Origin of the sequence: Cytobacillus luteolus (genome assembly GCF_017873715.1) — a bacterium.
Taxonomy (GTDB): domain Bacteria; phylum Bacillota; class Bacilli; order Bacillales; family Bacillaceae_L; genus Bacillus_BV; species Bacillus_BV luteola.
The window spans coordinates 587,148-611,548 of sequence record NZ_JAGGKM010000003.1; the positions used below are offsets into that span (position 1 = coordinate 587,148).

25 protein-coding genes and 1 pseudogene are annotated in these 24,401 nt (G+C 34.7%); 19 read left to right on the forward strand and 7 right to left on the reverse strand.

Translation table 11 applies throughout. The features are described 5' to 3' along the window. Positions 1 to 37: 37 nt before the first annotated feature. From J2Z26_RS11750 to J2Z26_RS11760, 3 genes are all read right to left on the reverse strand, one after another. Positions 38 to 274 (reverse strand): hypothetical protein, encoded by a 237-nt coding sequence (locus J2Z26_RS11750; RefSeq protein ID WP_193538806.1) that lies wholly within the window; start codon positions 272 to 274, stop codon positions 38 to 40. A 569-nt stretch (positions 275 to 843) separates the two neighbouring features. Beyond that, positions 844 to 2,112: an FtsW/RodA/SpoVE family cell cycle protein gene (locus J2Z26_RS11755; RefSeq protein WP_193538804.1), complete on the reverse strand. Its 1,269-nt coding sequence runs from the start codon at positions 2,110 to 2,112 to the stop codon at positions 844 to 846. After that, complete coding sequence (locus J2Z26_RS11760) at positions 2,103 to 2,447, reverse strand: PadR family transcriptional regulator (RefSeq protein ID WP_193538802.1); 345 nt, start codon at positions 2,445 to 2,447, stop codon at positions 2,103 to 2,105. The genes J2Z26_RS11755 and J2Z26_RS11760 overlap by 10 nt, the downstream gene beginning before the upstream one ends. A gap of 571 nt (positions 2,448 to 3,018) precedes the next feature. On the opposite strand from J2Z26_RS11760, the gene J2Z26_RS11765 reads away from it, so the two are divergent. From J2Z26_RS11765 to J2Z26_RS11810, 10 genes and pseudogenes are all read left to right on the forward strand, one after another. Next, positions 3,019 to 3,597: a hypothetical protein gene (locus J2Z26_RS11765; protein ID WP_193538799.1), complete on the forward strand. Its 579-nt coding sequence runs from the start codon at positions 3,019 to 3,021 to the stop codon at positions 3,595 to 3,597. A gap of 117 nt (positions 3,598 to 3,714) precedes the next feature. Beyond that, positions 3,715 to 3,888, forward strand: a pseudogene (locus J2Z26_RS11770) (NUDIX domain-containing protein); the annotation flags it as partial. 847 nt (positions 3,889 to 4,735) lie between these two features. Continuing rightward, a complete protein-coding gene (locus J2Z26_RS11775) occupies positions 4,736 to 5,170 on the forward strand; it encodes a hypothetical protein (RefSeq protein WP_193538797.1) in 435 nt (144 codons plus the stop codon). A gap of 395 nt (positions 5,171 to 5,565) precedes the next feature. Further along, positions 5,566 to 5,988, forward strand: a complete 423-nt coding sequence (locus tag J2Z26_RS22130) for a hypothetical protein (RefSeq protein ID WP_325168883.1) — start codon at positions 5,566 to 5,568, stop codon at positions 5,986 to 5,988. A gap of 75 nt (positions 5,989 to 6,063) precedes the next feature. Continuing rightward, entirely contained in the window at positions 6,064 to 6,237 is a 174-nt protein-coding gene (locus J2Z26_RS11785; protein ID WP_193538795.1) for a hypothetical protein, read from the forward strand. Positions 6,238 to 6,320: 83 nt separating this feature from the next. Then, on the forward strand, positions 6,321 to 7,121 hold the full coding sequence (locus J2Z26_RS11790) for a nucleotidyltransferase domain-containing protein (RefSeq protein WP_319638086.1): 801 nt from the start codon (positions 6,321 to 6,323) through the stop codon (positions 7,119 to 7,121). A gap of 123 nt (positions 7,122 to 7,244) precedes the next feature. Beyond that, positions 7,245 to 7,568: a hypothetical protein gene (locus J2Z26_RS11795; protein WP_193538793.1), complete on the forward strand. Its 324-nt coding sequence runs from the start codon at positions 7,245 to 7,247 to the stop codon at positions 7,566 to 7,568. Between the two features lie 221 nt (positions 7,569 to 7,789). Continuing rightward, on the forward strand, positions 7,790 to 8,266 hold the full coding sequence (locus J2Z26_RS11800) for a DUF2975 domain-containing protein (protein ID WP_193538791.1): 477 nt from the start codon (positions 7,790 to 7,792) through the stop codon (positions 8,264 to 8,266). A gap of 60 nt (positions 8,267 to 8,326) precedes the next feature. Next, positions 8,327 to 8,746: a hypothetical protein gene (locus tag J2Z26_RS11805; protein WP_193538789.1), complete on the forward strand. Its 420-nt coding sequence runs from the start codon at positions 8,327 to 8,329 to the stop codon at positions 8,744 to 8,746. A gap of 54 nt (positions 8,747 to 8,800) precedes the next feature. After that, positions 8,801 to 9,229, forward strand: coding sequence for a hypothetical protein (locus J2Z26_RS11810; protein ID WP_193538787.1), 429 nt, complete (start codon positions 8,801 to 8,803; stop codon positions 9,227 to 9,229). Between the two features lie 49 nt (positions 9,230 to 9,278). Here J2Z26_RS11810 and J2Z26_RS11815 read toward each other — a convergent pair whose 3' ends face one another. Both J2Z26_RS11815 and J2Z26_RS11820 read right to left on the reverse strand, forming a co-directional pair. After that, positions 9,279 to 10,280 carry a hypothetical protein gene (locus J2Z26_RS11815; protein WP_193538785.1) on the reverse strand — a complete coding sequence of 334 codons (1,002 nt, stop codon included), beginning with the start codon at positions 10,278 to 10,280 and terminating at the stop codon, positions 9,279 to 9,281. A gap of 187 nt (positions 10,281 to 10,467) precedes the next feature. Beyond that, on the reverse strand, positions 10,468 to 10,974 hold the full coding sequence (locus J2Z26_RS11820; protein WP_193539716.1) for a hypothetical protein: 507 nt from the start codon (positions 10,972 to 10,974) through the stop codon (positions 10,468 to 10,470). Between the two features lie 214 nt (positions 10,975 to 11,188). On the opposite strand from J2Z26_RS11820, the gene J2Z26_RS11825 reads away from it, so the two are divergent. The 5 genes from J2Z26_RS11825 (at position 11,189) to J2Z26_RS11845 (ending at position 18,585) form a co-directional block, all read left to right on the forward strand. Then, entirely contained in the window at positions 11,189 to 11,833 is a 645-nt protein-coding gene (locus J2Z26_RS11825) for a peptidylprolyl isomerase (protein ID WP_193538783.1), read from the forward strand. Positions 11,834 to 11,987: 154 nt separating this feature from the next. Beyond that, complete coding sequence (locus tag J2Z26_RS11830) at positions 11,988 to 13,730, forward strand: ABC transporter ATP-binding protein (RefSeq protein ID WP_193538781.1); 1,743 nt, start codon at positions 11,988 to 11,990, stop codon at positions 13,728 to 13,730. Beyond that, positions 13,711 to 15,498, forward strand: coding sequence for an ABC transporter ATP-binding protein (locus J2Z26_RS11835; protein WP_319638085.1), 1,788 nt, complete (start codon positions 13,711 to 13,713; stop codon positions 15,496 to 15,498). The genes J2Z26_RS11830 and J2Z26_RS11835 overlap by 20 nt, the downstream gene beginning before the upstream one ends. 244 nt (positions 15,499 to 15,742) lie before the next feature. Further along, the gene (locus J2Z26_RS11840) at positions 15,743 to 16,438 is read left to right on the forward strand and encodes a hypothetical protein (RefSeq protein ID WP_193538779.1); all 696 of its coding nucleotides are present in this window, start codon (positions 15,743 to 15,745) and stop codon (positions 16,436 to 16,438) included. A 611-nt stretch (positions 16,439 to 17,049) separates the two neighbouring features. Further along, positions 17,050 to 18,585, forward strand: coding sequence for a hypothetical protein (locus tag J2Z26_RS11845; RefSeq protein WP_193538777.1), 1,536 nt, complete (start codon positions 17,050 to 17,052; stop codon positions 18,583 to 18,585). 61 nt (positions 18,586 to 18,646) lie between these two features. Here J2Z26_RS11845 and J2Z26_RS11850 read toward each other — a convergent pair whose 3' ends face one another. Continuing rightward, entirely contained in the window at positions 18,647 to 19,087 is a 441-nt protein-coding gene (locus J2Z26_RS11850) for a hypothetical protein (protein WP_193538776.1), read from the reverse strand. Between the two features lie 131 nt (positions 19,088 to 19,218). Between J2Z26_RS11850 and J2Z26_RS11855 the strand changes: the two genes are divergently transcribed. The 4 genes from J2Z26_RS11855 (at position 19,219) to J2Z26_RS11870 (ending at position 23,331) form a co-directional block, all read left to right on the forward strand. Next, complete coding sequence (locus J2Z26_RS11855) at positions 19,219 to 19,551, forward strand: hypothetical protein (protein ID WP_193538774.1); 333 nt, start codon at positions 19,219 to 19,221, stop codon at positions 19,549 to 19,551. After that, positions 19,551 to 20,804 carry a glutathionylspermidine synthase family protein gene (locus tag J2Z26_RS11860; protein WP_193538772.1) on the forward strand — a complete coding sequence of 418 codons (1,254 nt, stop codon included), beginning with the start codon at positions 19,551 to 19,553 and terminating at the stop codon, positions 20,802 to 20,804. Before J2Z26_RS11855 ends, J2Z26_RS11860 begins: the two co-directional genes overlap by 1 nt. 22 nt (positions 20,805 to 20,826) lie before the next feature. Further along, entirely contained in the window at positions 20,827 to 21,231 is a 405-nt protein-coding gene (locus J2Z26_RS11865; RefSeq protein ID WP_193538770.1) for a DUF350 domain-containing protein, read from the forward strand. Positions 21,232 to 21,432: 201 nt separating this feature from the next. Beyond that, positions 21,433 to 23,331 (forward strand): PAS domain-containing sensor histidine kinase, encoded by a 1,899-nt coding sequence (locus tag J2Z26_RS11870; RefSeq protein WP_193538768.1) that lies wholly within the window; start codon positions 21,433 to 21,435, stop codon positions 23,329 to 23,331. A 42-nt stretch (positions 23,332 to 23,373) separates the two neighbouring features. Here the strand turns inward: J2Z26_RS11870 and J2Z26_RS11875 are convergent, their stop codons facing one another. Further along, a complete protein-coding gene (locus J2Z26_RS11875; RefSeq protein ID WP_193538766.1) occupies positions 23,374 to 24,393 on the reverse strand; it encodes a potassium channel family protein in 1,020 nt (339 codons plus the stop codon). Positions 24,394 to 24,401: the final 8 nt, after the last annotated feature.

Consider the following 24,401-nt stretch of genomic DNA (forward strand, 5'->3'; position numbering starts at 1 on the left):
GCGCATAAGGATTTCTCTCTATACGCCTTTTATCTATTTATTCTCTCTTCGTTCTTTTATAAAAATAATAAGATAACGAAAATGCAATCAAAGGAAGTACGAATAATAGTTTTACCAATCCGTCTGCGGTGCTAAAGATCATGGCTGGTACCAAAATGATGATACCGCTAAGCAACAAAATTTTCCAATTACTTTTAATAAGACCCCATGTAAACAGTAAGCAATAGGCGACAATAAGAAGCCACAACAAGACACCAACTAAGAAGAAATCCACCTTTTTTCACCTCGTTTACCATTATAAGTTAATTGAACCTTCTAATTATTTGTCGGGAGAGTTAACTGATTTGTTTCACCTGCTCGTAATACAAACTTCGACATTTATGGCGGTCACACAGGCGTTTTGGTTGTTGAAAATTTATGGACTTTTCTCTAACACCTTTGTGATGATAATACCTCCACTTTTGAGCCAAATTATCTTTGTGGTATTTTGGTTTTGGGTCGGAATAAGATTTTCCAATTTAGGTGGAAACAATATTAAGAGTTTTATTATTGGAAATAGTTGAATCATTGTGTAAAGATGTATTTAAATAAATGGGAGTGTTTCTGGAACAAGCAGAAACGTATATTTCACTATTGGGCAGGAATGTGTAATAAGAAAGTCGTCATTCTTTAATGCATAGTAGACTTATACTGGGTGAACAATGATTGGCATAGTCATCTGTTATTTTTTGATATTTTGAAGTTATTACACTTAAACTAATTAACGCATCCTAAAATAAAAAAAATAATTCCCCTTTTATATGATTACGAAGAGGGGAATTAAGGGAATATCACTATAATAGTTTAGGTATTATTCTTTACGTCCAACCAGAGTATATCAGCTGCTTTTCGTCTTCTGAATATGCTTAAAATCAGACCTACTGCAATCATCTCCAACAATATATGTGAGCCTCCAAAGCTCATGAATGGCATGGCTACACCAGGTAAAGGGGATAAGCCCAGGTTTGTCAGGATGCTTAGTATAATTTGGCTTGCAAAGGTTACTGCCAACCCTATAACCAGCATTTTACCATAATTGAAATTTACGCTTTTCGCAGCACTCAATATTCTCCAAATAAAAAACACAATCAATACGAAAGCAATAATCGCGGATAACCAGCCAAAGGAATAGACTATGTACGTGAATATAAAATCTGTATGTACTTCAGAAATTAAATTGGGGGTTAGATTAAGACTATTTCCAATAAAATCAGATGCGCCTAAATTTTTTATAACCTTGGTATCGATCGATGTATAATTTTGAGATAGAACCAACAGGTTGAAGATTTGCCATATAGAGGCAGCTGCTGCGAATCCTATTGCTTGTTTAAGACTGGCTCTAGATCCAAACATAATGGCTGTGCAGCCAATAATACAAATGATAGAAGTTGCTATGGCACTTGTTGTTAATAACAATAAGATAGGGAATGCCAGAATACCTACTCCAAGCCAAGATTTTCGAGAATCATTCCAATTCCAAGAATGAAAGATTCCAGCAAAGGACATAACCAGGAGAAAAGGAGTAATCTCGGTAAAATTAATATTGGCAAAACCTAAGATTAAAAAAGGAACACCATCGACTCTAACGCCAAAAAGAACAGTTATTAATAGAATTAGGACCGTTCCCGCATATAGATGTTTGGAGAACTTTAATAACTTTCTATAATCAAACATAGACAAGCTTAGCATCAGCAGAATTCCTAACAAGTAGAAGATAAGACTTTTATTAAATACTTTCATATCCTGAATCTCTGTAAAAGTAGAATGAAATTGTAAATAATACATTGCTAGTAATCCAAACAGTGAAGCTATCATTACTGGAAGTATGGTTTTGATATCCATTGGGGCTTTATGGGTCTCGTTAAGCTGTTTTCCAAGCAACTTTACATCTCCCATACGAGCCAATGCTTGATCGATTGCCTTTTCTTCTGAGAGTCCAGCAAGCAAGGCTTCCTCCTTAAGTGTCTGAAGATGATCACTTATTTCAAGTTTTATACTAGCGTGTACATCTTTATTTCTTATTTGTTTACACAATTCTTTAATATATACTTCAAACTCGTTTTCTAATCCCATACGATTTTCTCTCCTTTCAACACTTCGTCCACTGCAGTCTTAAAGATTGACCATTCTTCTTTTTTTTCCTTTATAAATTCCTTACCTTTTCCATTGATTTTATAATATTTTCTCTTTCTCTTCCCGTGGCCTTCTTCCCAATAAGAAATAATCAGTCCTTTATCTTCAAGGGTGTGCAGGATGGGATAAATCGTTCCTTCTTTAAAACTAAAAATCCCCTCAGACTTCATTTCCAACTCTTTAATAATTTCATAGCCATACATTGGTTTTGAATTAAGTAGGCTTAAAATAAGAGTAGTGGTACTACCTTTTAGCAACTCTTTACTAATCTTCATAACAGTCTCCCTCCAATACATATTATTCATATGCATAGTAATCATAGGTATATGTTATATTACATATTTATGTGTGTCAATTCTTTTAATACAGCTTTTTGATTCTAACAAGGGTAATTTAGTAGAATCTACTCTAATCACAAGGAAATTAACTCAAAGGGGGGCATTTCTTCAAGAAGAAGTGCTCTTTTTGTGGAAGTTATTGTACTAATGAGCAAGTTTGTTCAATAGGTTATTGTGTTTGATGGTAAAATAATGGTAACGATGATTTGTTAACGGGGGAAGATTATGAATAAGGTATTTGGTATTTTTAAGAATATGTTCCTAGATTTATTCTCTATGGTTAGAGGTTTTATCTATGGATTTGTAATGGTGGGATTATTTATAGTAATTTGTGGTGCTTTGATATACGGCTTTTTATTTCTTAAAAATCTCATATTTTAATTAATATAACTTCAAATTCAAACATTTACTACTCAACGAAAGGGCGAGTGTTCAATCAGAACAATTGCCTATTGTGCAAACGAGTTAGTGGAACATAAGTTGTTGTATTTTTAGGGGGAGCATATGCATGAAAAAATGGTTATTTATATTCCCATTGCTAGTTGTAATGATATTGTTAGTTATTTTAAGTGGATATAGGTTCTCTGCATTAAGTGCTGCTAAAAGTAATGCCTTCCTTCCAGCAGATGCAGAGTTGTTGGAACAACATGATATAGGTTCTTCTGTTATCTTTATTTTTAAAAGTGATAAAGAAAAAAAGTACCGTACCGTATTAGCTGAAAAGAAAGGAATTTTCTACAGGAGCCGTATATCAACCTTTACTCCGTATAGCTCTGATATCCTTCAAACTTTTGGAGGTATTAGTTATACTACAAAAAATGACGCAGTATCGATGTTTAGTATCATATCATACGAAGAAGAAGTTGCTTATATAGAAGCTGGTGTAGAGCCTAACAGAGAAAGAAAAGAAATAAGAATAGGAGAACCCATAACGTTCATATTTTCATTCAGTAAACAAATTGACCATCTTAATCCAGTTGCAACCAATAAGGATGGTGAGGAGCTTTATTATTTTGGGGAACCTGAAAATGCAACATATACTAACCTAAACGAAGATATAAGATGGCATAAAATCAGTGGACAATAACAAATTTCTTTTTTATCAACGGGATTGAATGTTAAATAACAAAATGGGATCCGCTACGGCGGATCCTTCTTTCTTAATCGGTAGGAATCAAATAATAAGACATTATTGATAAGGGGGATTGTATTTCGAGATAGAGCTTCAGTAGTAATTATAGATTATTTTAAGGTTGGACTAATTAAAAGAATCAGAGAGGGTACTGATTATTTTGTTTTTCCTGGTGGTGGAATAGAAAATGGAGAAACACCAGAAGATGGAGCCAAAAGAGAAGCATTAGAAGAATTGGGCTTACATAGTTGAAATTATAGGTGGAGAGATGATCTTAAATAGAAATATAGAAGATAATAAAGATATTATTGATGTTGCTTGGATACCAATAAATGATAAGGAAAAGTGGGATAGTTTCACTCTTCCAATACTAAACTTATATAAAAAATCATTAAAGCGACATAATGCCGTATTCAAGTAACGAGAGCGATAGCGAAAGAAGCTGTCTTTACTTCTATAAAAGATATAAAGATAGGGAAACATTGCGGTAGGATTTTGGATATTGCATTATCTATATTTTTTTGTTTAACAATGATAAGAAGGAGTGGCATATATGAGGATGTCTACCTTATTATATTTGGTTGTTTTTTCATTAACTTTCGGATTTTATTTTTTTACTATTGAACCGCTAATAAATTATGTGTGGCAACGATTTTTGATTTTTATGCTGCTTCTTATTTCACTAAATTTTTTAGTGAGAAAGTTAGAATTGCATTTTAAGTTTCTAAATAAACGGATTGATAATCATCTTAGTGTATGGATCGTTATTGGTTTATTATCTACGATTATAGTAATTGGAATGGTGAATCCTTAACAGTGAATAATCCCAATATATTTAGAATGTCTTGTTTAACGACCATGAAAGAAGTTTCATTTTTTTGTGCTGAGGCTCTGCTTCATGTATAACGATCAGGTGCGTATCTGCAATAAAAAGACACGCTATTATTATTACAAGCAGTTTAAGAAGTGATGGAAAAGTTGAATCCTTTTGTTCCTTTCTTCGTATGTAATTAAAAAGGAAAGGATATTAGCTAATTTAATAGAAGTGTTTAAAGAGGGAAACTGTAAAAAAATCATTTACAGGAGGGGTTTTATGACGAAAAAAATACTATGGGGCTTTGGTGCTATCCTTGTCATTGGGTTGTTAGTGGTTGGTTATCTATGGAAGGAGAGCGCAGAGGATATTACGGCTACTGAACAACTTGAGAGGTATTATGAGGTATATAATAACAAAGACTTTGAAGCCTTTTATGATATGTTAAGTGAAAAAGAGCAAGAGGAGCTAGAAGCCAATAATAAAAGACAAGACATACTAAAGGGTTTTGAAAAGGCATGGAGAGTGATTGAAGTAATCAAAATTGAAGAACAAGATGGGGGAACTAAGAATGGTACAATCGTGGCTGCTACAGTTTCACACCCTCCGCATGGCTCGGAGCCTAAAATTACATTTATAGAGACCTTCAAACTAATTAAAGTAACTGACGAATGGAAATTTGATGATTATATTAGTAAAGAAATTGTTGATTAGAAAAAAAATTCGAAAGATTACTAGACAAGAAGTAGACACTTTTATACTAACGGGTGGCGATTCTTCAACAGGGAGAGACTCTTTTTTATTAAAGAGCAGGTTAGCAGAAGAGGATGATATTTGAAGACTTCGTTAAGATAATGAGGGGGAAAATCTATAATGGAGTGATTTGATTTCAGCTTTAATAATAAGTATGTTAGATTGTGGTTTATATAGGTACTTCCTCTAATAATTCTAACAGTAATACTTTTTTTCCTTTTACCACTAAAATATAAATGGATACCTTCTTTTCTCCCTATAATTACTGTAATCATCTTTAATGGTTGGGTGAAGCTGGATAAATACAAAAATAAAATTAGCTATATATTGCACTAACAGTATGAGGGAGTGGTATTGTGCCTGAACCAAGATTTAAAATGAAGAGAATTTGGACTGATGTTGATTTCTTTGAAGTAAACTTATGCGTGTTTGGTAATGGTTGCAATGTAGATTTGGATATTTATTTAGACAATGGGCATCTAGAAGATCTCAAAAATGGTATTGAGAACTTTGCAGCTAACCTTGGAAAGAATGATTTCAGTTGGGTAACAGGTCACGAAACTGAGAACACAACACACTTCTTATATTTGAGGTTTTTTCTGCATGATAAAAGAGGGATTGTAGGAATTGAATTTAAGGTTGATAACAGGGCAGAACCACCTTATTCTATGCGTTCTAATTTCTATATTCTTACGGAAATAAACCAAATAGATGATTTGAGTAGGAAGTTAGGTAAATTTATAAGAGAAGAAATTTTCGAAGTAGAAAGTCTCGTATAAAGCTTACGTCACGGAGGAATAGATTTGTATTTCGAGAGGGCGCAAGGGTGGAACAAAAAGCCAAGGGGGGATTAGATGCTTTGGAATATAGTAATCATATTAATTATTCTTTATGTCATATACAGCCTTTCGACCATTAAATATCAACTTAAATTGTTAACTAAACATCTAAATATTAAAGATGATAAGGAACAAAAGGTTAGTAATGAAGAAATTGAGAAAGAATTAGAGGACGAATTAAAACGTTAATGCTTACCTCTCTATTCAGTTAAAGGGAATTATAATTCCGAAGGAGAATATTGGATTGAGAGAAAAGGGTGGTGATTGAAATAGTGAATTTAAAAGCAGGTTATGGTCTAGACTCTAATGGATTTATTGTAAGTGATGTTAGCAAAGATAAGATAAATGATATTTACGTGCCTTGCATTCAAGAATCTGTGGAGAACCTTAAAGATTTATTTGATCAACATTTGTACAGTGTTTATGTGTACGGTAGTGTAGCTAGAGGAGAAGCGATCGTAAAAAAATCAGATATAGATCTTATAGCTATGTTCAATACCAAACTGAGTTCGGATAAGTTGGCTGAATTAAAGAAACTTTCTGGGGAATTGTCTCAAAAGTATCGTTCTCTAGTTCGTGATGTTGGTATAGCCGTAGCATATTACGACTATGCTGTTGACCCCTCAAATTATTATGAAAATGCATTTCTTAAGGAACTCTGTGTTTGTGTGTATGGAGAGGATGTAGGAGAACAATTTGGTCCGTATAAACTTACCTCAGAGATTGCAATTCGTTTTAATGGTGATATTTATGAATTTTTTAATCGGACGTTAAAAAGATTAGAAACAGCTTCTAAGGAAGAAGTTAAAGCAGTTACACAAGGCTTTGCTCGAAAGCTCATTCGAACATACTATTCGATGGTGATGGTTCGTTCTCAGATTTGGACGTCACGACTTCATGAGCAGGCTGAAGTCTTTATTCATCATTTTCCAGAAAAAGAATCAATTATTTGTACTTTACTTAATTGGATAGATGAACCCCCGGCGGATCTTGAATCTGTGTATAAGCTTTTTAAGAGTGAGGGTGAATGGGCTAGTGAGAACTTTTCGAATGAAGCCCAAATTCGCTATTAAACTATCAGAACAGAACTATCGCTTCAACAACTATTGAAACAGAAGAATTGAGAAAGAATAGCGTGATTTTAAAATTTCAAATACATACTTCTGATTAGTTAAGTACAAAGGAGAAGGATTTGGATGAAAAAAATTCCCCAAATGGATCATGAGAAAAACAATGTAAATAAAATGATGAATGAAATACAAATGAATGAATCAAAAGGAAAAGCTATTCTGTATTCTCTTTATATTTTAATTGTAACGGGTATCCTCTACTACAATTTCCCAGAAAGTCCACTCATTGTAGTCCTTTTTCTTATCATTTTAACTGTGTTTCTTACATTTACTATCGTTACCTTAAATCAGCTGTTTAACTGGAAACTTCAATTTTTTGGTACATCTCTTCTTGTAATTGGTATAGTTAGTTTCATAATGGTTGTGATTAATATAATTAAGATTTTTTAGTGTGGGAATAAAAGAGAGTGCTATTTACAAATACGATTTTTTTGATAAACGCATGGGGAAATCCTCTTGTGTTTATTTGTGTTTAGGCGTTGTTTTATCTTCTGTGAATCGGGTTATTCAATAATATCATACCATTATTTAATAAAAATTTATTGAATTACAATAATTACTTTTGTATTATAGTATCAAATACAAAAATAAGGAAGGGGTAAATAATTATTATGAAATGGGTCACCATATCCTTGCTAAAGGTATCAATTTACTTGGTCGGTTTAATTGTGCTACTTCTTAGTATCTTTTGGATACCGTGGGCAGCAGGACAACTTTCTACTCTAAATCCTGAATATGCTTATTTGAGATACCCAGTTCAAATTGGCATATATCTTACGACAATTCCGTTTTTCTTTGCCTTATATCAAGCGAATAAGCTTCTAGTATATATAGAGAAAAAGAACGCCTTCTCGGACCTGTCTGCTGAATCCCTAAGGACGATAAAACACTGTGCAATTGTTATTGTAGGTCTTTATGTTATTGGAATTGCACTACTTATTTCTCAAAATGCCCTTCACCCAAGTCTCGGGCTTATCGGATTATCCGTTGCATTTGCATCTCTCGTAATTGCTTTCTTTGCAGCTTTGCTTCAAGAATTGCTGAATAGTGCACTAGAAATAAAGTCTGAAAATGAACTAACCGTGTGAGCAGAAAAGTTGCTTAGGAATTCTTGTTGAACACTAGATGAGAGGAGTAATATTCAAAATATGAATTATTTCTTAAAATTAAATGTTGTTAGTGCTATGTATGCAATTGTGGTTTTCATTCCTCTTGAGTTAATGTTTAATGTATACAGAATTTCTAGAGTAACAGGATTTGATATTGACACTGTAAATGCTTTTAATATTATTACGACAATTGTTTGCTTTATGGCTGGGTCTCTCGGGCTTATTTACTTATCAAAGCACTGGATGAAAGGACGAAAGGCAAACTACTTTACAGTGATCTTATGGTTTCCATATTTTGCTCTGTTTGTCTATGTTTTTGTATCCTTTTTTCCAATTACATATGGAGGAGACACTCCTAATCCTGTAACCGGTTTGCTTGCTATAGGCTCATTGATAACCCATCCAATGTATATCTATCTAATCAATAGAATTAGTGTGAAAACTCCAGGCAAAGCCTAGGTTGATTTGGAAAAAAATGATAAGATTGAGAGAATGTTGAATTTGGAGGGGAAAATGGGATATAAATTTAAAGAAAATTCATTTTCAAAAATTGCAGGTAGCATCTGGCTGTTAATAGCACTTGCAAATTTAGGATTAATGATATATATGATAACAGGACTTACTCGGGGATTCGGATTAATGATGAGTCCGATATATTTATTTACCATTCTTGTAAGTGGTGCAATATCAATCTTTCATTTTAGAATTACGAAAGTTGATTACGTCAGAATGGATGACACATCTCTTTCTATATTCAAAAGTTTAGCCTTACCTAGGAAACATATTAAACTATCAAAGATTGAACAAGGTAGGATGATAGGTAGCAAACTCATCTTGATATTAAACAATGAAAAAGAAGTTGAGATAAATACGAAACAGCTAACAATTAAAGAATTTGAAAAATTGAAGGTTCGTTTGCAAGATTATTTCATGATCAGTTAGTACACAGAAAAACGCTTGGATGGGAAAATATCCAAGCGTTTTTCTGTGTTTAATCGAGTTTAAGAGTAAAAGTGTCAGTCTCAAATCCAATTGAAGTGTTTAAATCCAGTATACTGAAGTTTGCATCAATGAAATCCGCTCTGTAAAGGTCAGATAATGCAAACTGTATTTCTCCATCAAAGTCTTCAGGTGTGATTGCAATTAGTCTTTCATCTGCTATCAATGAGTTCACTTTATATAGTTTCACGTTAAGCCGGTACGCAACATCCGAGCGATCCAAAACTTTGAATGTAAGTGTATTTTGGTTCAGTTCTTCTAGAATAGGAGTATTTAAAAGTCTATGCTTATCAATCAGAAAACCTGTCTTTTCTTCAAAATAAGACTGAACCTCCGAGTTTTCCAGCACATTTGGTATTTGTTGATTGTCATGCATGGTCATTGTGTAAAAAGCTTCGTGACTTAGGACATCTTTAAAATCCACTTTTGATGTTGCACCATAGAGTAATAGATAGTCATCAGCAATGATTTCTTGTGGAAAAAGTGAATATGAATCTAACGAATAATTCCAAAAAGCGTCCCAACGAACATTGTTTTGGTCAAGTCCTCTGAGTTTTGACCACTTTGAAAATGGGAAGTGGTGTTCTGGAAAGTAGTGATACGTAAAATGATGTCCATATTCATGCGCAAGAGTTTCCCTGTACAGATGTGGTTCGGTGTACTTGTTCCCATGGAAAAGAGTAATTGAACTTGTTAGTGCATGATAGATTCCTTTAGTGTAGTAATCATCATGAGGATATTCACCTAAACCGTCACCAACAACTTTTACTTCCTGTAGAAGTTTTATTTCTTCACCATGTTTATTTTTGAGTAGTTCTTCATATAATTCCTGCAATTTGTCTTTATCCCATTCAGATGAATAGCTAAGAAACTGAATTCCTTCAGGTGATCTATAGTGAGCATAATAATTAGAGCTTGTAGTGAGTGGATCTAAGCTAACAAGAAGAGGTAAAGCTAGAATAATAGAGAGAATCAGCAATAGTTGTCTTTTCATGTTGTCTCACATCCTTCGGTCTATTCTAACACGGATAGATTCATAGAATAATGAGCTAAATATTGTAAGAAAAAATTAAATTACCAGTGTAGACACAAAAAAGCCAGCTCAACATATGTCAAGCTGGCATGATAATGAAATTAATTAGAATCAATACATGATTTGTGGCTCAGTTCTTACCTTTCATCTACTGATATAAAGAATTCCATTTGATTTCCCCGGATCTATCATTATAATCAACTTCTACCTTGAAGTTATGTTTTTCATAAAAATGTATTAGACGGTCTAGGTGATCCCAATCACGTTCTGCAATATCTCCTGTGATATATTGGATATTTTGATTTTTAGCTAGATTTTTCAAATAGTCCATACATATTGAACCAAAGCCTTTATTCGCATCACCTTTGATGTCCCCAATATGAATATTGTTGTCTTCTGAGTAGTAGGCTTGAATGGAAAAATCCCACATGCCTCGATACGGTGTATCACAGTCATCTAACATAATTTTACATGTGTTTCCATCATCCATTATATAGATAATGACCCAACTGTTATCATGTGTTTGTTCAATTCCAAGGATTTTCCACTTTTTTGCGATTTCCTTCATGTTCTCTTGCATTCTATAAACCTGGAACTCTAAGTTTTCAAGCTCTTCTTGTATTTCTACTTTATCCTTTGTTTCTACATCATCCATTCCAAATAATTTCGTGTACAAGGTTTCAAACTCCTTTCAAAAAACTGGCCCTTATATTCATTTGTATGCGGATATTTCATAAACAGTGAGTAAATCGTTTCAACAAGTTATATATTATACTTTAATTTTATTGGAAAATCAAACTGAAAACAAAATGGACAGGTTATTCCATCAAGCTTTATAATATAAAGAAAATGCAAGGAGACAGTGATTCATGAAACTAGTAAAACCATTTATACTTTTAGCAATACTCTTTTTATTTGCACTTGTTTTATCAGCATGTGGGACTACTGCACAACCAGAAACAGAATTAGGAAATGAAAATGCTGCAACAACAGGTGAAAATCCGATTGTCACTGTAACGATGGAAAGTGGAGATGTAATCAAACTAGAGCTATATCCAGATATTGCTCCAAATACGGTAGCCAATTTCGTATCTCTAATTGAACAAAATTATTATGATGGAATAATCTTTCATCGTGTCATTCCTGGCTTTATGATCCAGGGTGGTGACCCGGATGGAAATGGAACTGGTGGACCAGGTTATAGCATTCCAGGTGAGTTCACTGGAAATGGTTTCACGAACGACCTACCCCACACAAAAGGTGTCCTTTCAATGGCTCGAACACAAGACCCAAACTCTGCGGGTTCACAATTTTTCATCATGGCTGAGGATTACCCGAGCCTAGATGGTCAATATGCCGCATTTGGTAAAGTCATTGAAGGACTCGAAGTTGTAGATTCAATCGTTTCTGTAGCAAGAGACAGCATGGATAAACCACTCGAAGACCAAAAAATCAAAACAATGACCGTTGACACATTTGGTGTGGATTACGGTGAACCGAAAAAAACTGAATAAAAATTTTTAGCTAAAAGACCCGTTAAAAAATGGGTTTTTTAGTTTTTTTATCAGTTTTTACTTCGATTATCGAAATAGTTGTTGAATATACCAATCTATTGATTTAGAATTATTAGATAATTAGAAGTTAGAAACATCTTTTGGGGGACTATAAATGTTAAACGTTTTATCGTATTTAAAGCCATATCGAATTGCCATCGTTATTGCTTTATCACTTATGCTAACAGAGTTAGTGGTAGAGCTTGTTCAACCTCTACTGATCGCTAAGATTATTGATGATGGTATTTTACAAAACGACCTCTCAGTTATCTATAAATGGGGAGCAGTTATGGTAGGTTTGTCATTATTGGCTTTTGCTTCGGGAATTATCAACTCCTTTTTTGCTGCTCATGTGAGTCAAAGTTATGGATTTGACCTTAGAAAACACCTATTTCTAAAGGTACAATCCTTTTCATTTGCCAATTTTAATGAATTCCAAACATCTTCATTGATTACTAGATTTACAAACGATGTAACACAGCTTCAAAATACAGTATTTATGAGTTTACGTATCATGCTAAGAGCTCCGCTGCTTATTATTGGTGGGATGATAATGGCTTTATTTGTCAATGTAAAGCTTGCTCTTGTATTAGTAATTGCTGTCCCTGCATTATTTCTGTTCTTGATTTATTTTATGAACAAAGGAAGCGTCTTATTTAAAGCTGTTCAAGAACGTTTAGACCATGTTAACCGTGTAATGCGTGAAAACTTATCCGGTATGCGTCTTATTAAAGCATTTTTAAGATGGAAGTATGAAGTAGATCGATTTACGAACGCAAATGAGAAGTTAAGAGATAAGACGATTAATTCTTTACGAGTGATTGAATTTACAATGCCAATCTTGCTCTTGGTCATGAACTTAAGTATTATCGCTATTCTCTGGTTCGGAAGTGTTGAGGTAAATACAAAACAGGCTGGGGTAGGGGAAATTGTTGCCTTAGTCAATTATGCTACAAGAATTATGGGGGCCTTCTCAATCTTTACTTTCATTATTCTTGCTTTTTCAAGGGCAAAAGCATCTGCGGGACGTATTTCAGATGTTCTTGTTTCAGAGGCTGATATGGTTGATTCAACTGATGCCATTGAACCGGGTGCATTTGTAAAAGGAGAAATCGAATTTAAGAATGTAGCCTTTACATATCCAGGTACTACAGACGAAGTATTACATAACATTTCATTTAAAGCCAAATCTGGTGAAACCTTAGCGATTCTAGGTGCAACAGGTTCAGGGAAATCTTCCTTGTTTCAATTAATTCCGCGTTTATATGATGCAAATAAAGGTGCGGTTTTAATAGATGGACATAACGTAAAAGATATGAAACAAGATCAATTGCGAAAACAAATCGGATATGTTCCACAAGAGGCATTATTATTTACTGGTAGTGTAAGTGACAATATTAAATGGGGAAAAGAAGATGCTTCAATGGAGGAAATTGTTGAAGCCACTAAGAGTGCTCAAATCCACGATACTGTAGAAAAGCTACCTAATAAATATGATACGTTAATTGGTCAAAGAGGGGTAAATTTATCTGGTGGCCAAAAGCAACGTTTGTCTATCGCTAGAGCGTTGATTAGAAAACCAAGGATATTATTATTAGATGATAGTACAAGTGCATTAGATTTAAAGACGGAGGCAAAATTACTTCAAGCTTTAACTCGATATAAATGTACAACACTTATCATTACACAAAAAATAACAACAGCTATGGAAGCTGACAATATCTTACTTATTGAGGATGGTTCTTTATTGGAACAGGGGAATCATAATGAACTTTTGAAAAAATCTAGTCTTTATCAAAAGATATTTGTATCACAATTCGGAGAGGAGGAGCTTAGACGTGTCAAAGGATCAAACTAAGCAAATCCCAATAGACAGCGAGAAGAAAAGAAATTGGCTAGGAACACTTAAGCGAATTTGGATTTTCCTGGCAGACCGCAAAGGGCTACTATTGCTTGTGCTATTAATGGTCGTTGTTAGTTCTGCCTTAGGTTTGCTTGGACCATTCTTGGTAGGTATGTCGATTGATAAATTTATCGTAACACAGGATAGTAGTGGGCTACTTACCATGTTGCTAATCCTAATTGCAATATATCTTCTTCACTCTGTTGCTATTTTCTTTCAAAATTATTGGATGATCGGGATTGCTCAAAATACAGTGTTTTCAATGAGAACGAAACTGTTTACACATCTTCATAAACTACCAATCCAGTTTTTTGATAAGCGTCAACAAGGGGAGTTAATGAGCCGTGTTACTAACGATATTGAAAACGTAAGCTCTACCTTGAATAGCTCATTTATACAGGTTTTTTCAAGTGTACTAACGTTAATAGGTACAGTTTCGGTGATGTTGTACTTGAGTCCGTTATTGACTTTGATTACAATGACAATCATCCCTGTCATGTACCTAGGTTTGAAATGGATTACAAGCCGTACTGGGAAATTATTTAAGGAACAACAGCGCAATATTGGTGCGCTAAACGGATTTATTGAAGAAACGATATCGGGTCAAAGAATAGTTAAAACATTCTCGCAGGAAGAAAGAGTCATAGAGCAGTTTTTAGAGAAGAATCAAAACTTAAAAACCTCAGGCTACTGGGCTCAAACATATTCTGGATTCATCCCTAAGCTCTTTAACGTATTAAATAATTTAAGTTTTACTATTATCGCTGCAATTGGTGGGATATTCGCATTAAATGAGGCCATTTCAATTGGGGTAATCGTTATTTTTGCCGAATATTCAAGACAATTTACAAGACCCCTAAATGATCTCGCAAATCAATTTAATACCTTGCTTTCAGCCGTTGCAGGAGCTGAGAGAGTATTTGATATCCTTGATGAAGAAATTGAATCTAAAGATGAGAAAAATGCCCTTATCTTACAAAAGGTAAAGGGTGAGGTCGAGTTTAAGAATGTATCATTCTCTTATGAGGAAGAAGGGAATACAATTCGTAATGTTAGTTTTCATGTGAGTCCAGGTGAGACGGTGGCTTTAGTTGGACCTACTGGGGCTGGAAAAACTACGATTATAAATTTAGTGTCTCGATTCTATGATACAGATGAAGGTTCAATTTTAATTGACCATAAAGAGCTAAAGCAAATCAAGCGCGCCAGCCTTCGTCACCACATGGGATTTGTCCTTCAGGATACGTACCTATTTCAAGGGACAATCCGAGATAATATTCGTTATGGAAACTTAGAGGCGAGCGATGAGGAGATTGAAAATGCTGCTAAGTTAGCTAATGCTCACTCCTTCATCATGAAGATGCCAAACAAGTATGATACGATGATTAACCAAGATGGAAGTGGAATTAGCCAAGGTCAAAAACAACTATTGTCCATTGCCCGTGCGTTTCTGCCAAATCCATCAATCTTAATTCTTGATGAGGCTACGAGTAGTATTGATACAATTACTGAAATGAAAATTCAAGAGGCACTTAAACGCTTGATGAAAGATCGTACTTGTTTTGTGATTGCCCATCGTTTAAATACAATTCAACAAGCTGATCAGATCTTAGTGTTAGAGGATGGTCAGGTCATTGAAAATGGCACACATGATGAGCTATTAGAGAAGAGAGGCTTCTACCATGGGTTATTCCATAGCCAGTTGAAGCAAGAGATTGTATAGTTTGAAGCAGTATCCTAATGAGGTACTGCTTTTTTTAATGGGAATTCTGTGTTTGGCCAGATTGCCATTGGTTTTGGCCCGAATTAGTTGTATTTCAGCCCGATTATCGTGGATTTCCGCCCGATTCTGTCTAATTTCCGCCCGATTTTTCCACACTTTCTTTTTTCTGGATGAATAAGGAACGAAAGTAAATAAATAAGTTGGATACAATAAGGCAGACAACCTTGAAAGGATGGGATGCTTTATGTCATTAGAGTGGTTTGATCGAGTAACTGGTGAGCTTCAGGATAGTTTAGAGTCCATTTGTGATAAGTTTGACCAAGTAGGACATATGTCTGTTGACCGAGGAGCGAAACACCCGCGTATTGAGTTTTTTGTTGAAACAGAGGATGATGATAGAGATTATTTTTGCACATTATTCTTTGACCCACATAATGAGGAGTTCTATATAGAATCGTTCGATTTTGAACTAGAGCAGATCTCAAGAACTATTCTTTCAGACATAGATAACATTGTAGACGCTGTACATGAAAGCTTTCATGAATACATGAATGATGATGTAGCTGATTTTGATGACGTTGATGAAGTAGAAGAGTATTATGTTAGCGAAGAAGATGACGATCAGGTTGACTACTATGCATTAGAAGAAGATGTTGAAGATGACGATATCATGGAAGAAATCGATGTTGAGTGGACCACTCCTGAGGTGACGGCGTACTCCCACTCAGATGAAGTAGAAGTAACGTATCAATTCGGAATTGTGGAAGAAACCGGTGATGGCGTACTTCGTCGTGTTAATCGCGTTCGGACAGCAGACGATGACCTTATCGAAGACGAAACAAATTTCATATTTAGTAAAGAAGAAGCAAGCACAATCATTTCAATGGTTGCAAGTAACATGGACTATCTAAGTGAATTGAACTTTGACGAACTAGATTAAATCCAATTTAATAAAAATAATATGTAGTAGTTCAGTTATTGGATACAACAAGTAAACTTGTATTCCTTAATTGAGCTACTTTTTTAGTGGAACTTTTGTTGAGTTCTCGTTATTCAATTTATGTGACCTCTGTTCGTGGTTTTTGTGGTTTCAAGGGCTCATAAATCCGTTTACGTGACCTCGATTCGTGGTATTCGTGGATTTGAGGGCTCATAAATCAATTTATGTGACCTCTGTTCATGGTTTTCATGGTTTCGAGGGCTCATAAATCCGTTTATGTGACCTCGATTCGTGGTATTCGTGGATTTGAGGGCATATAAATTAATTTATATGACCTCTGTTCTTGGTATTCGTGGTTTTGAGGGCTCATAAATCAATTTATGTGACCTCTGTTCGTGCTTTTCGTGGTTTGGAGGGTTCATAAATCCATTTATGTGACCTCTGTTCGAGGGTTTCTTAGATTTGGAGGCTCATAAATCAATTTATGTAACCTCTGTGCAAGGTTTTCGTAGATTCGAGGACTCATAAATCCATTTGTTGACACTAAATTAAGCTAAATTAAAGCATATTATAAATTCCTTAAGGACAAATTAATCCAAAGGAGTTTGAATATGGATATTATAAATCAAATTAATCACTTACAATTGATAAATCAGTTTTGGATTGTTTTATTTTTCCTGATCCCAATGGTGCTAGTATCACGGACAGTCGTAGCAGGAACAAGATACTCTCCTATTCTAATCATCGTTATTTTTGGGTTAGCTATGGGATACCTACTTGTAATAAGCAATGTTGCAACACCTGGTCTTCCGGAATTCCCGTTTGTCAATATGATGGCTAATACTACAATCATTGCACTTACAGCAACCTTCTTTGTGGGAGGTCAAGAATTAAGAAAAATTCTAGGAAACGAAGAGATCCTTGAGGATGATTTCGTTATTCCTTCTAGTGAAGAGACGATACTAGGCACATCTAGAACACAATTCATTTTCATCATACGTTCATTCTTCATTTTATTAGGAATTGAAGGAGTAAATCGAATTATCTTGGGAACTGATTCTCCAACTATGCCAGCAAACTATTACCCTTTAATTGCGTATATTGGATTAATTGGCTCTTTAATACTCATCGATAATAAAGCGGCAATTAAAAATAAACGCGTTTATTTACAGAAAGGTTTCATCGAGATTGTTTTCATTGTTGCAGTACTATTCCTTTCATATCTAGTTTCTAGATGGATTGGTGAACTCATTTCACTACCTCAAATCTTTTTTGCGATGATGATAGGAGCAGCATTAGGTGCGATTTTTTATAAATGGAAATTTGGTCCAACGTTACGTTCGTTACTATTTGCTGGAATTCCAATTGTTTTAGCAGGTAATTTTTTGGTTGGAGGGTCTCGCATTGGTGAGGCTTTCTCTATAGAAGGGATGAATTCAGTCCTTGTCTATGGATTTTTTGGGCAATTATTTTGGATGTTTGGTGGAATCGCGCTACTTATGTTTTTTGCAAAAACTGCAAATGTAAGAAATCTAGCACCTGGTATGGCAGGTTCATTATCTCACTCTGGACTAACAGGGGCATGCACAGCAGGTGACTTTGGAAAAACGGCTGCTAATCGAGCACCAATTATGATCAATATTCCGTTTTTTGGTCATATTTTTGTATTTTCAATATTGGCTATAAGTGCTGACCAGGGAAGTTTATGGATGCTTCCATCGGCACTGTTAGGTGCTATAGGTGTTGGGTTGACGATATGGGCGATTTCTAACATGCGAAAAGCAAATGGAAATGATAAAAAAGAAGTAAACGCTCTTATACAGTTTTCTTTTGGATGGCAAATTTGTGCTGTTTTCGGAGGGTTAGTGTTACTAAGTTTTAGTGATATGTCTTTTGATTATTCAGCTATGGCTCAATCTAGTGCTATTTCTCACTTTGGATTGTTTGCAGCCATTCAAGGTGGAATGTTTGGTTCAGATGCAGCGTTGTTAATACCATTTATTTTCTCGATGCCTTTTTTAGTGCATCCAATGGTATTTTTTATGTTTGGTAAAGCAATGGAAAATGATGGCGAAATGCCAGTGAAACCAGCATACGTACTAGCACTAATTGGAGTTTTAGGTGTTACTGCTACTATATTCTTTTAATAAAAAAAGTAAGTCGATTCTAAAATAGAAATCGACTTACTTTTTTTCATAGGAATTCACATTATACAATTGTCAAATAGACAACATAAGTAGAACGATCTTCGTCAATTTCTGAAGAAACTTTTTCGTATTCAATCTCACCTAAAAGTAGATAATCATTACCGATAAAGGTGAGTGCGTCTTCATGTGAATGTAAATCATACTTAAATAGAAGATTTGACTCGGCGTTTTCCTTAAAAAGTCGAAGTTCTAATGTGACATGGGAATATGTAGTTCCGGTTTGGAATGGCGTTTCTTCCTTATCTTCTTCTACGTATATCACGTACATGTCTCTTTCAAGGGCAGTCGAAGTTTTAGAATAAACCTTTCTGTCTTTTATAAAATAATCACATAATCTCCTGCTGAAAATTTCAGTTTGTTCAAGATGGTTGTAATGGTATATTGCAGGATAATTGCTGTGAGGGTCGTTTAGTCGATATTCTAACTTTGTAATTTTCTTCATACTAACCTCCATAAGGATTAAATAAAAAAGGCATACCTGAACTGGGGCAAAATGGTATAATATGTTTTATATACGTTATTACTAACTACTATACTATATAGTGGAGTAACTATGAAAGGAGGAGCCGAAAAATGAGTAAGACAAAAAAATTGTTATCGGGTATTGTTTCTGCTGCTATGATAACGACAATGGTTGGATGTGGACAGCAGCAACAATCTTTACCACCTGTTCCAAATGATCCTGAGTGTGACGATTGGGAATGGGATGATGAAGACGGTGTTTGGGAATGTGATGACAGAAATTCGCCGAGATTTGGTCACTTCTTTTTTGCGGGAATGTTCTTTGCTTCTAGAAGCGCATTAAGAGCTGATTCTGGTTTTAAAAACTATAAGTCAAGTAGCTCGTTTAAAGGAGGAGCGAAGTCAGGCTTTGGTTCAGGGTCTAAGGGAGGATTTGGAGGTTAATGTCATCTGATTTTAACCGAGAAGAGCACATTCATGCCCGTAAGAATTTTTACGCTAATATCGCATCATTTTGGCCGGACCTACATGATACGGAATATGCACTTTATGACATTGTCTGTTTTTCAAAGGATGATATCAAAGATATTCGTCTTGCAACGAATCGGATTGGTAATCTATTTTTTAAAACAGCAAAGTTATTAAGACATTCTGATGATGACACCTTAAGAGGAATTGATATTCCAGAAGCGGCTATCCCCTTTATTAGGGAAATAAGCCTTCCCGTTGAAACTGTGATCTCAAGGGTAGACCTTGTTAAAACAAATAAGGGGCTTAAGGTACTTGAATTAAATGCTGATACACCTACATTTGAAAAAGAAGTATTTTCGGTGAATCGGAAGGTTGCACAACACTTTGGACTAGAGGATCCAAATGATGGATATGAATCTCAATTGGGTAATGCCATAGATAAAGCAATTATTGAGTCTCATATACGAACAAATCAAATCCATGATCCATACGTTGTTTTCACGTCACATGACGATCATCCTGAGGATCGACTAACTACTCTATACCTAATGAGTTTATCTAGACTCCCGGTTTCTTATCAACCTTTACATAGTCTTCAAATCGTACAAAATGAAGGATTATTTGATGAAAATGGAAGAAGGATAGATGTTCTTTATAGACAGACGTATCCAATGGAGCATTTAGTGGAGGATTTGGATCCTGTTTCTAATGAAAAAGTAGGTCTACAGCTATTAGAGCTTGTTGCATTGAAAAAACTCTCAATTGTGAATCCGATCTCAGCTTTTCTACTTCAATCAAAAGCTGTTCAAGCAATAATTTGGGGAATGATGGAGCTAGAGCATCCTTATTTCACAGAGCAGGAAAGAGAGTGGATTCGTACTTATTTTCTCCCGACCTATTTGGAAAGTGACCCATTTATTAAGCAGGGAATACAGTATGTTAAAAAACCGAGTTTTGGACGAGAGGGTGACACAGTAGAGATTTTTAACAGTGTCGGCCAGAAAATCGAAGAGGATACATATAAAACCTATCAGTCCTCATTGCCGGTGTTTCAACAATATGTTGACCTACCGAGCTATTCTATTAAAACAGCTGAGGGCTTAAAAGAAGGAAAACTCCTGATTGGTAGTTTTTTGGTGAATGGAAAAGCGAGTGGTATAGGGATTAGAGCTGGTAAACAGATTACAGATAATAATGCCTATTTTTTACCCGTAGGTATGAAATAAGAATGAAGGGTGGAACCATTACATGACATTTCTAGAGTTGTTTTTATCAACCCTAACATACATAGGGACAGCAGTAGTACTTTTGATAGTAGGTATTATTTTATTCGAAGTGACCACTAAGAATAAAGAGATTCAGTTAATTAAGAATGGAAATAAGGCAGCTGTTTATGCGTTCGGTGGAAGGATTCTAGGCTTAGCAATTGTTCTATATGCAGCCATTTCTAATTCGGTAAATTTATACGATATGTTTATTTGGGGAAGTTTGGCGATTGTCATCCAAATTGGTCTTTTTTATCTAGCTGAATTATTAACACCAACCTTTAATATTACGAAGGCAATCGATGATGACAATCAGGCTGTTGGATTGTTTCTACTATTTTTATCTCTTTCAATAGGATTAATTATAGCCGCTTCGTTAACTTATTAATATCTAAAGAGTTCCAATGGGTTATCTATTTGGGGCTCTTTTCTTGTGTCTCTAAGATTCTAAAAGAAACTCTTAATATAAGCGGAAGCTAAATTTCAAAGAAGTTGAGAGTGTTTAATTATGTTTATGTAAATATAAATAATAAGTTTAAAAGAGAGTGAACGTTGTTAGAGCATACGGAATTGATTGGGAGAAGAATGTATGGGAGAAAATGAACAAGTGATCACAGAAACATGTGAAATTGAATTGCTAAAAAAAGAGAATGAACGGTTACGATTAGAATTAAAAACTTATAAGGAATTGAGTAATAACTTTACTAAAGATAGTAAGTTTAAACTGTTATTTAATAGTATTTCTGATGCAGTTTACTATTTTAAAGAATATGAAGCTGGTATTGCAGGAGAATTTATCGAGGTGAATGAAACTGCATATACTAGATTAGGATATACTCGAGAAGAAATGTTGAATATGTCACCACATGATATAGACATCCATTCCAGTGAAGAAATGGTCGAACTCCTTACAGAAGTATATAATAATGACACGACTTCATTTGAAACGGTTCATCTCCACAAACACGGAAGTCATATACCTGTTGAAATAACGACGCATATCTTTAATGTCCAAGGTGAAAAATTTATCCTATCAGTTTGTAGAGACATGACCTTTAGAAAAAAAGCAGAAGAATCATTACATAGATTAGAATCCTTTTATAATCACAGTTCAGAAGGAATCGCAATTTTTGACCTCGATGGCAAAGTCATGCAAGCGAACAAAGCATTTGAAAATATATTTGGATATACAGAGGCGGAAGTGAAAGGGAAACGGCTTCCTGTTACACCTGATTTTACAATGAAAGATGCAGAATTTTTATTAAATGAAACATTAAAAGGAAATAGTATTAAAGGCTTTGAAACCATCAAGCAGAGAAAAGATGGAGAGTTTATAACTGTTGGCATAACGATGTCCCCACTACGTGATAAAAACACTAATGAGATTTATGCATTGGCGGGGTTAGTTAGAGATATTACAGAGCAACATGCCATAAGAGTTCAACTAGAATCGTTTATTAGCCATAATTTGGACCCTATTCTGATTTTTAATGAAGAAGAAAAGCTAATACGAACGAATGGTGCATTTGAACGTGTATTTGGTTGGAAGGAAAGGGACTTATTGGGACTCTACATAAATGAAATGCCAATAATTCCTAGTGAGAAAATGACAGAAGTGATAAATTATACTGAAGTTATTAGGGCTAATAACGGAATAAAAGGGATTGAATCCTATAGATTACGAAAAGACGGAACATTAGTTGATGTTTTGTTAACTACTTTTTCTATCAAGAATGAATTTAATAAAAACACATGGTTTGTTGTCATTTTAAAAGATATTACGGAGAAGAAAAAAGCAGAAAAGTTATTAGTTGATTCGGAAAAACTTTCGGTAGCTGGTGAATTAGCTGCCAGTATTGCACACGAAATTCGAAATCCCATTACAGCTATTAAAGGGTTCCTTCAAATTATGGAGGAGGGGATTTTCGATAAGGCATATTATAGAGTAATAGATTCTGAAATGAATAGAATCGAACTGATATTAAAAGAACTACTTTTATTGGCAAAACCTCAAATTCCTAAACTAGAACGAAAGAATATTTGTGAAGCCCTTGAACAATCTATAGCCTTATTGAGTGCTCAAGCGAATATGAATAGTATTGTTATTAATAAAGAGTATGAGAAGGCTGAGTATACGATAGTTTGTGAAGAGAATAAGTTAAAACAGGTGTTTATTAATGTTATAAAGAATGCGATAGAGGCTATGCCTAATGGAGGCCATTTAAGTATCCAGATGAGAGCAATTCTTGATAATAAGAAATTACTTGTCCGTTTTATTGACCAGGGATATGGTATACCTGAAAATGTTTTGTTGAGACTTGGAGAACCTTTTTATACGACAAAAGAAAAAGGGACTGGGTTAGGGTTTATGGTGTGTAAAAGTATTATTGAAGATCATGGTGGGGAAATAAATGTTTTTAGTGAAGTGAACGTTGGTACTAAAATAGAAATCGTTTTACCGCTGGTTAACAACGAATTAGACATTTAGTGGATAAAGCCATAATAGATACGATCTATTATGGCTTTTTGATTATTTGACAAGGTCATATGTTTTTTCATCACAGATAATAAATAACTTCGCATTTGGCGGAATGGCTGTGTCAAGGTTAGATAATATTGAAAAATCATTATGATTGGATACAAGTATCGCACCTTTAGAGGATAGGTCCTGTGATGCGTCTCGAAATGTTACCCAGTTCATGTTTTTAGGTACATGATATAAATCATAGCCTTCGTGAGATGTGAGTTGACGAATGACTTCACTTGATCCGTTAAATAGCATAGAACGAGCGGCTAATCGGGCAGCTGTGTCATTCGGAGTGATAAATTCCTCGACATGTGCATGTTTAAAGGCAATAATATGTTTTGAATCCAAAACCTCACAAATGGTATAGATGTTCTTTTTGTATTTTCTACCTACCTCTTCTAGAACAGAAGCTACTAACAGTGTTATGCCATCTGCTTCAGAGGGTCGTTTTGTACCATCTTGAGCAAACACCATAATCGATTTTGATTCTAAAAGATTTGCGCGTAACATTGTGTCTTCCAAAGTAGGATCCCCACTAACAAAATCAACTCGCTCATGTAAGTATGGATTTTTAGCTAAATATTCATCAATAATGACGATATGTATATTTGTAAATGTATGTAGCAGTTCTTGAAGAGCAATTTCTGCTCGTTTTGACCAGTTGACTAGAATAATGTGGTTCTTCTCTGTAATTTGCAACTTCCCTTCCTCCTTTAATCTTTTTCGGTAGCTTAAAGCCTCAATAATTTTACCAATTACAACTGTCATTAAGCCGATTCCAATTACGTAAAGAAACATGGCAAATACTTTTCCACCAACAGTTGTTGGAGAAACATCACCATATCCTACAGTAACGACTGTTGTCATGGTCCACCATAATCCCTCAAAAGGGCTGGTGAATACAGAGGGTTCAAGATAGTACATAAAAAAGCTACTGAATAAAATTAAAGAAAACATGGCAAAAAACAAGGTCCAATTGCTCATTTTAATGGCCTTAATCCAAATTCGTTTAAAAAAGATCAAAAATGCTT

Excerpts from the sequence above, each read along its gene's own strand:
- J2Z26_RS11755 (WP_193538804.1), bottom strand. The coding sequence starts at position 2,112 with ATGGGATTAGAAAACGAGTTTGAAGTATATATTAAAGAATTGTGTAAA.
- J2Z26_RS11760 (WP_193538802.1), bottom strand. The coding sequence starts at position 2,447 with ATGAAGATTAGTAAAGAGTTGCTAAAAGGTAGTACCACTACTCTTATT.
- J2Z26_RS11765 (WP_193538799.1), top strand. The coding sequence starts at position 3,019 with ATGAAAAAATGGTTATTTATATTCCCATTGCTAGTTGTAATGATATTG.
- J2Z26_RS11775 (WP_193538797.1), top strand. The coding sequence starts at position 4,736 with ATGACGAAAAAAATACTATGGGGCTTTGGTGCTATCCTTGTCATTGGG.
- J2Z26_RS11785 (WP_193538795.1), top strand. The coding sequence starts at position 6,064 with ATGCTTTGGAATATAGTAATCATATTAATTATTCTTTATGTCATATAC.
- J2Z26_RS11795 (WP_193538793.1), top strand. The coding sequence starts at position 7,245 with ATGAAAAAAATTCCCCAAATGGATCATGAGAAAAACAATGTAAATAAA.
- J2Z26_RS11800 (WP_193538791.1), top strand. The coding sequence starts at position 7,790 with ATGAAATGGGTCACCATATCCTTGCTAAAGGTATCAATTTACTTGGTC.
- J2Z26_RS11805 (WP_193538789.1), top strand. The coding sequence starts at position 8,327 with ATGAATTATTTCTTAAAATTAAATGTTGTTAGTGCTATGTATGCAATT.
- J2Z26_RS11810 (WP_193538787.1), top strand. The coding sequence starts at position 8,801 with ATGGGATATAAATTTAAAGAAAATTCATTTTCAAAAATTGCAGGTAGC.
- J2Z26_RS11815 (WP_193538785.1), bottom strand. The coding sequence starts at position 10,280 with ATGAAAAGACAACTATTGCTGATTCTCTCTATTATTCTAGCTTTACCT.
- J2Z26_RS11820 (WP_193539716.1), bottom strand. The coding sequence starts at position 10,974 with ATGGATGATGTAGAAACAAAGGATAAAGTAGAAATACAAGAAGAGCTT.
- J2Z26_RS11825 (WP_193538783.1), top strand. The coding sequence starts at position 11,189 with ATGAAACTAGTAAAACCATTTATACTTTTAGCAATACTCTTTTTATTT.
- J2Z26_RS11830 (WP_193538781.1), top strand. The coding sequence starts at position 11,988 with ATGTTAAACGTTTTATCGTATTTAAAGCCATATCGAATTGCCATCGTT.
- J2Z26_RS11840 (WP_193538779.1), top strand. The coding sequence starts at position 15,743 with ATGTCATTAGAGTGGTTTGATCGAGTAACTGGTGAGCTTCAGGATAGT.
- J2Z26_RS11845 (WP_193538777.1), top strand. The coding sequence starts at position 17,050 with ATGGATATTATAAATCAAATTAATCACTTACAATTGATAAATCAGTTT.
- J2Z26_RS11850 (WP_193538776.1), bottom strand. The coding sequence starts at position 19,087 with ATGAAGAAAATTACAAAGTTAGAATATCGACTAAACGACCCTCACAGC.
- J2Z26_RS11855 (WP_193538774.1), top strand. The coding sequence starts at position 19,219 with ATGAGTAAGACAAAAAAATTGTTATCGGGTATTGTTTCTGCTGCTATG.
- J2Z26_RS11860 (WP_193538772.1), top strand. The coding sequence starts at position 19,551 with ATGTCATCTGATTTTAACCGAGAAGAGCACATTCATGCCCGTAAGAAT.
- J2Z26_RS11865 (WP_193538770.1), top strand. The coding sequence starts at position 20,827 with ATGACATTTCTAGAGTTGTTTTTATCAACCCTAACATACATAGGGACA.
- J2Z26_RS11870 (WP_193538768.1), top strand. The coding sequence starts at position 21,433 with ATGGGAGAAAATGAACAAGTGATCACAGAAACATGTGAAATTGAATTG.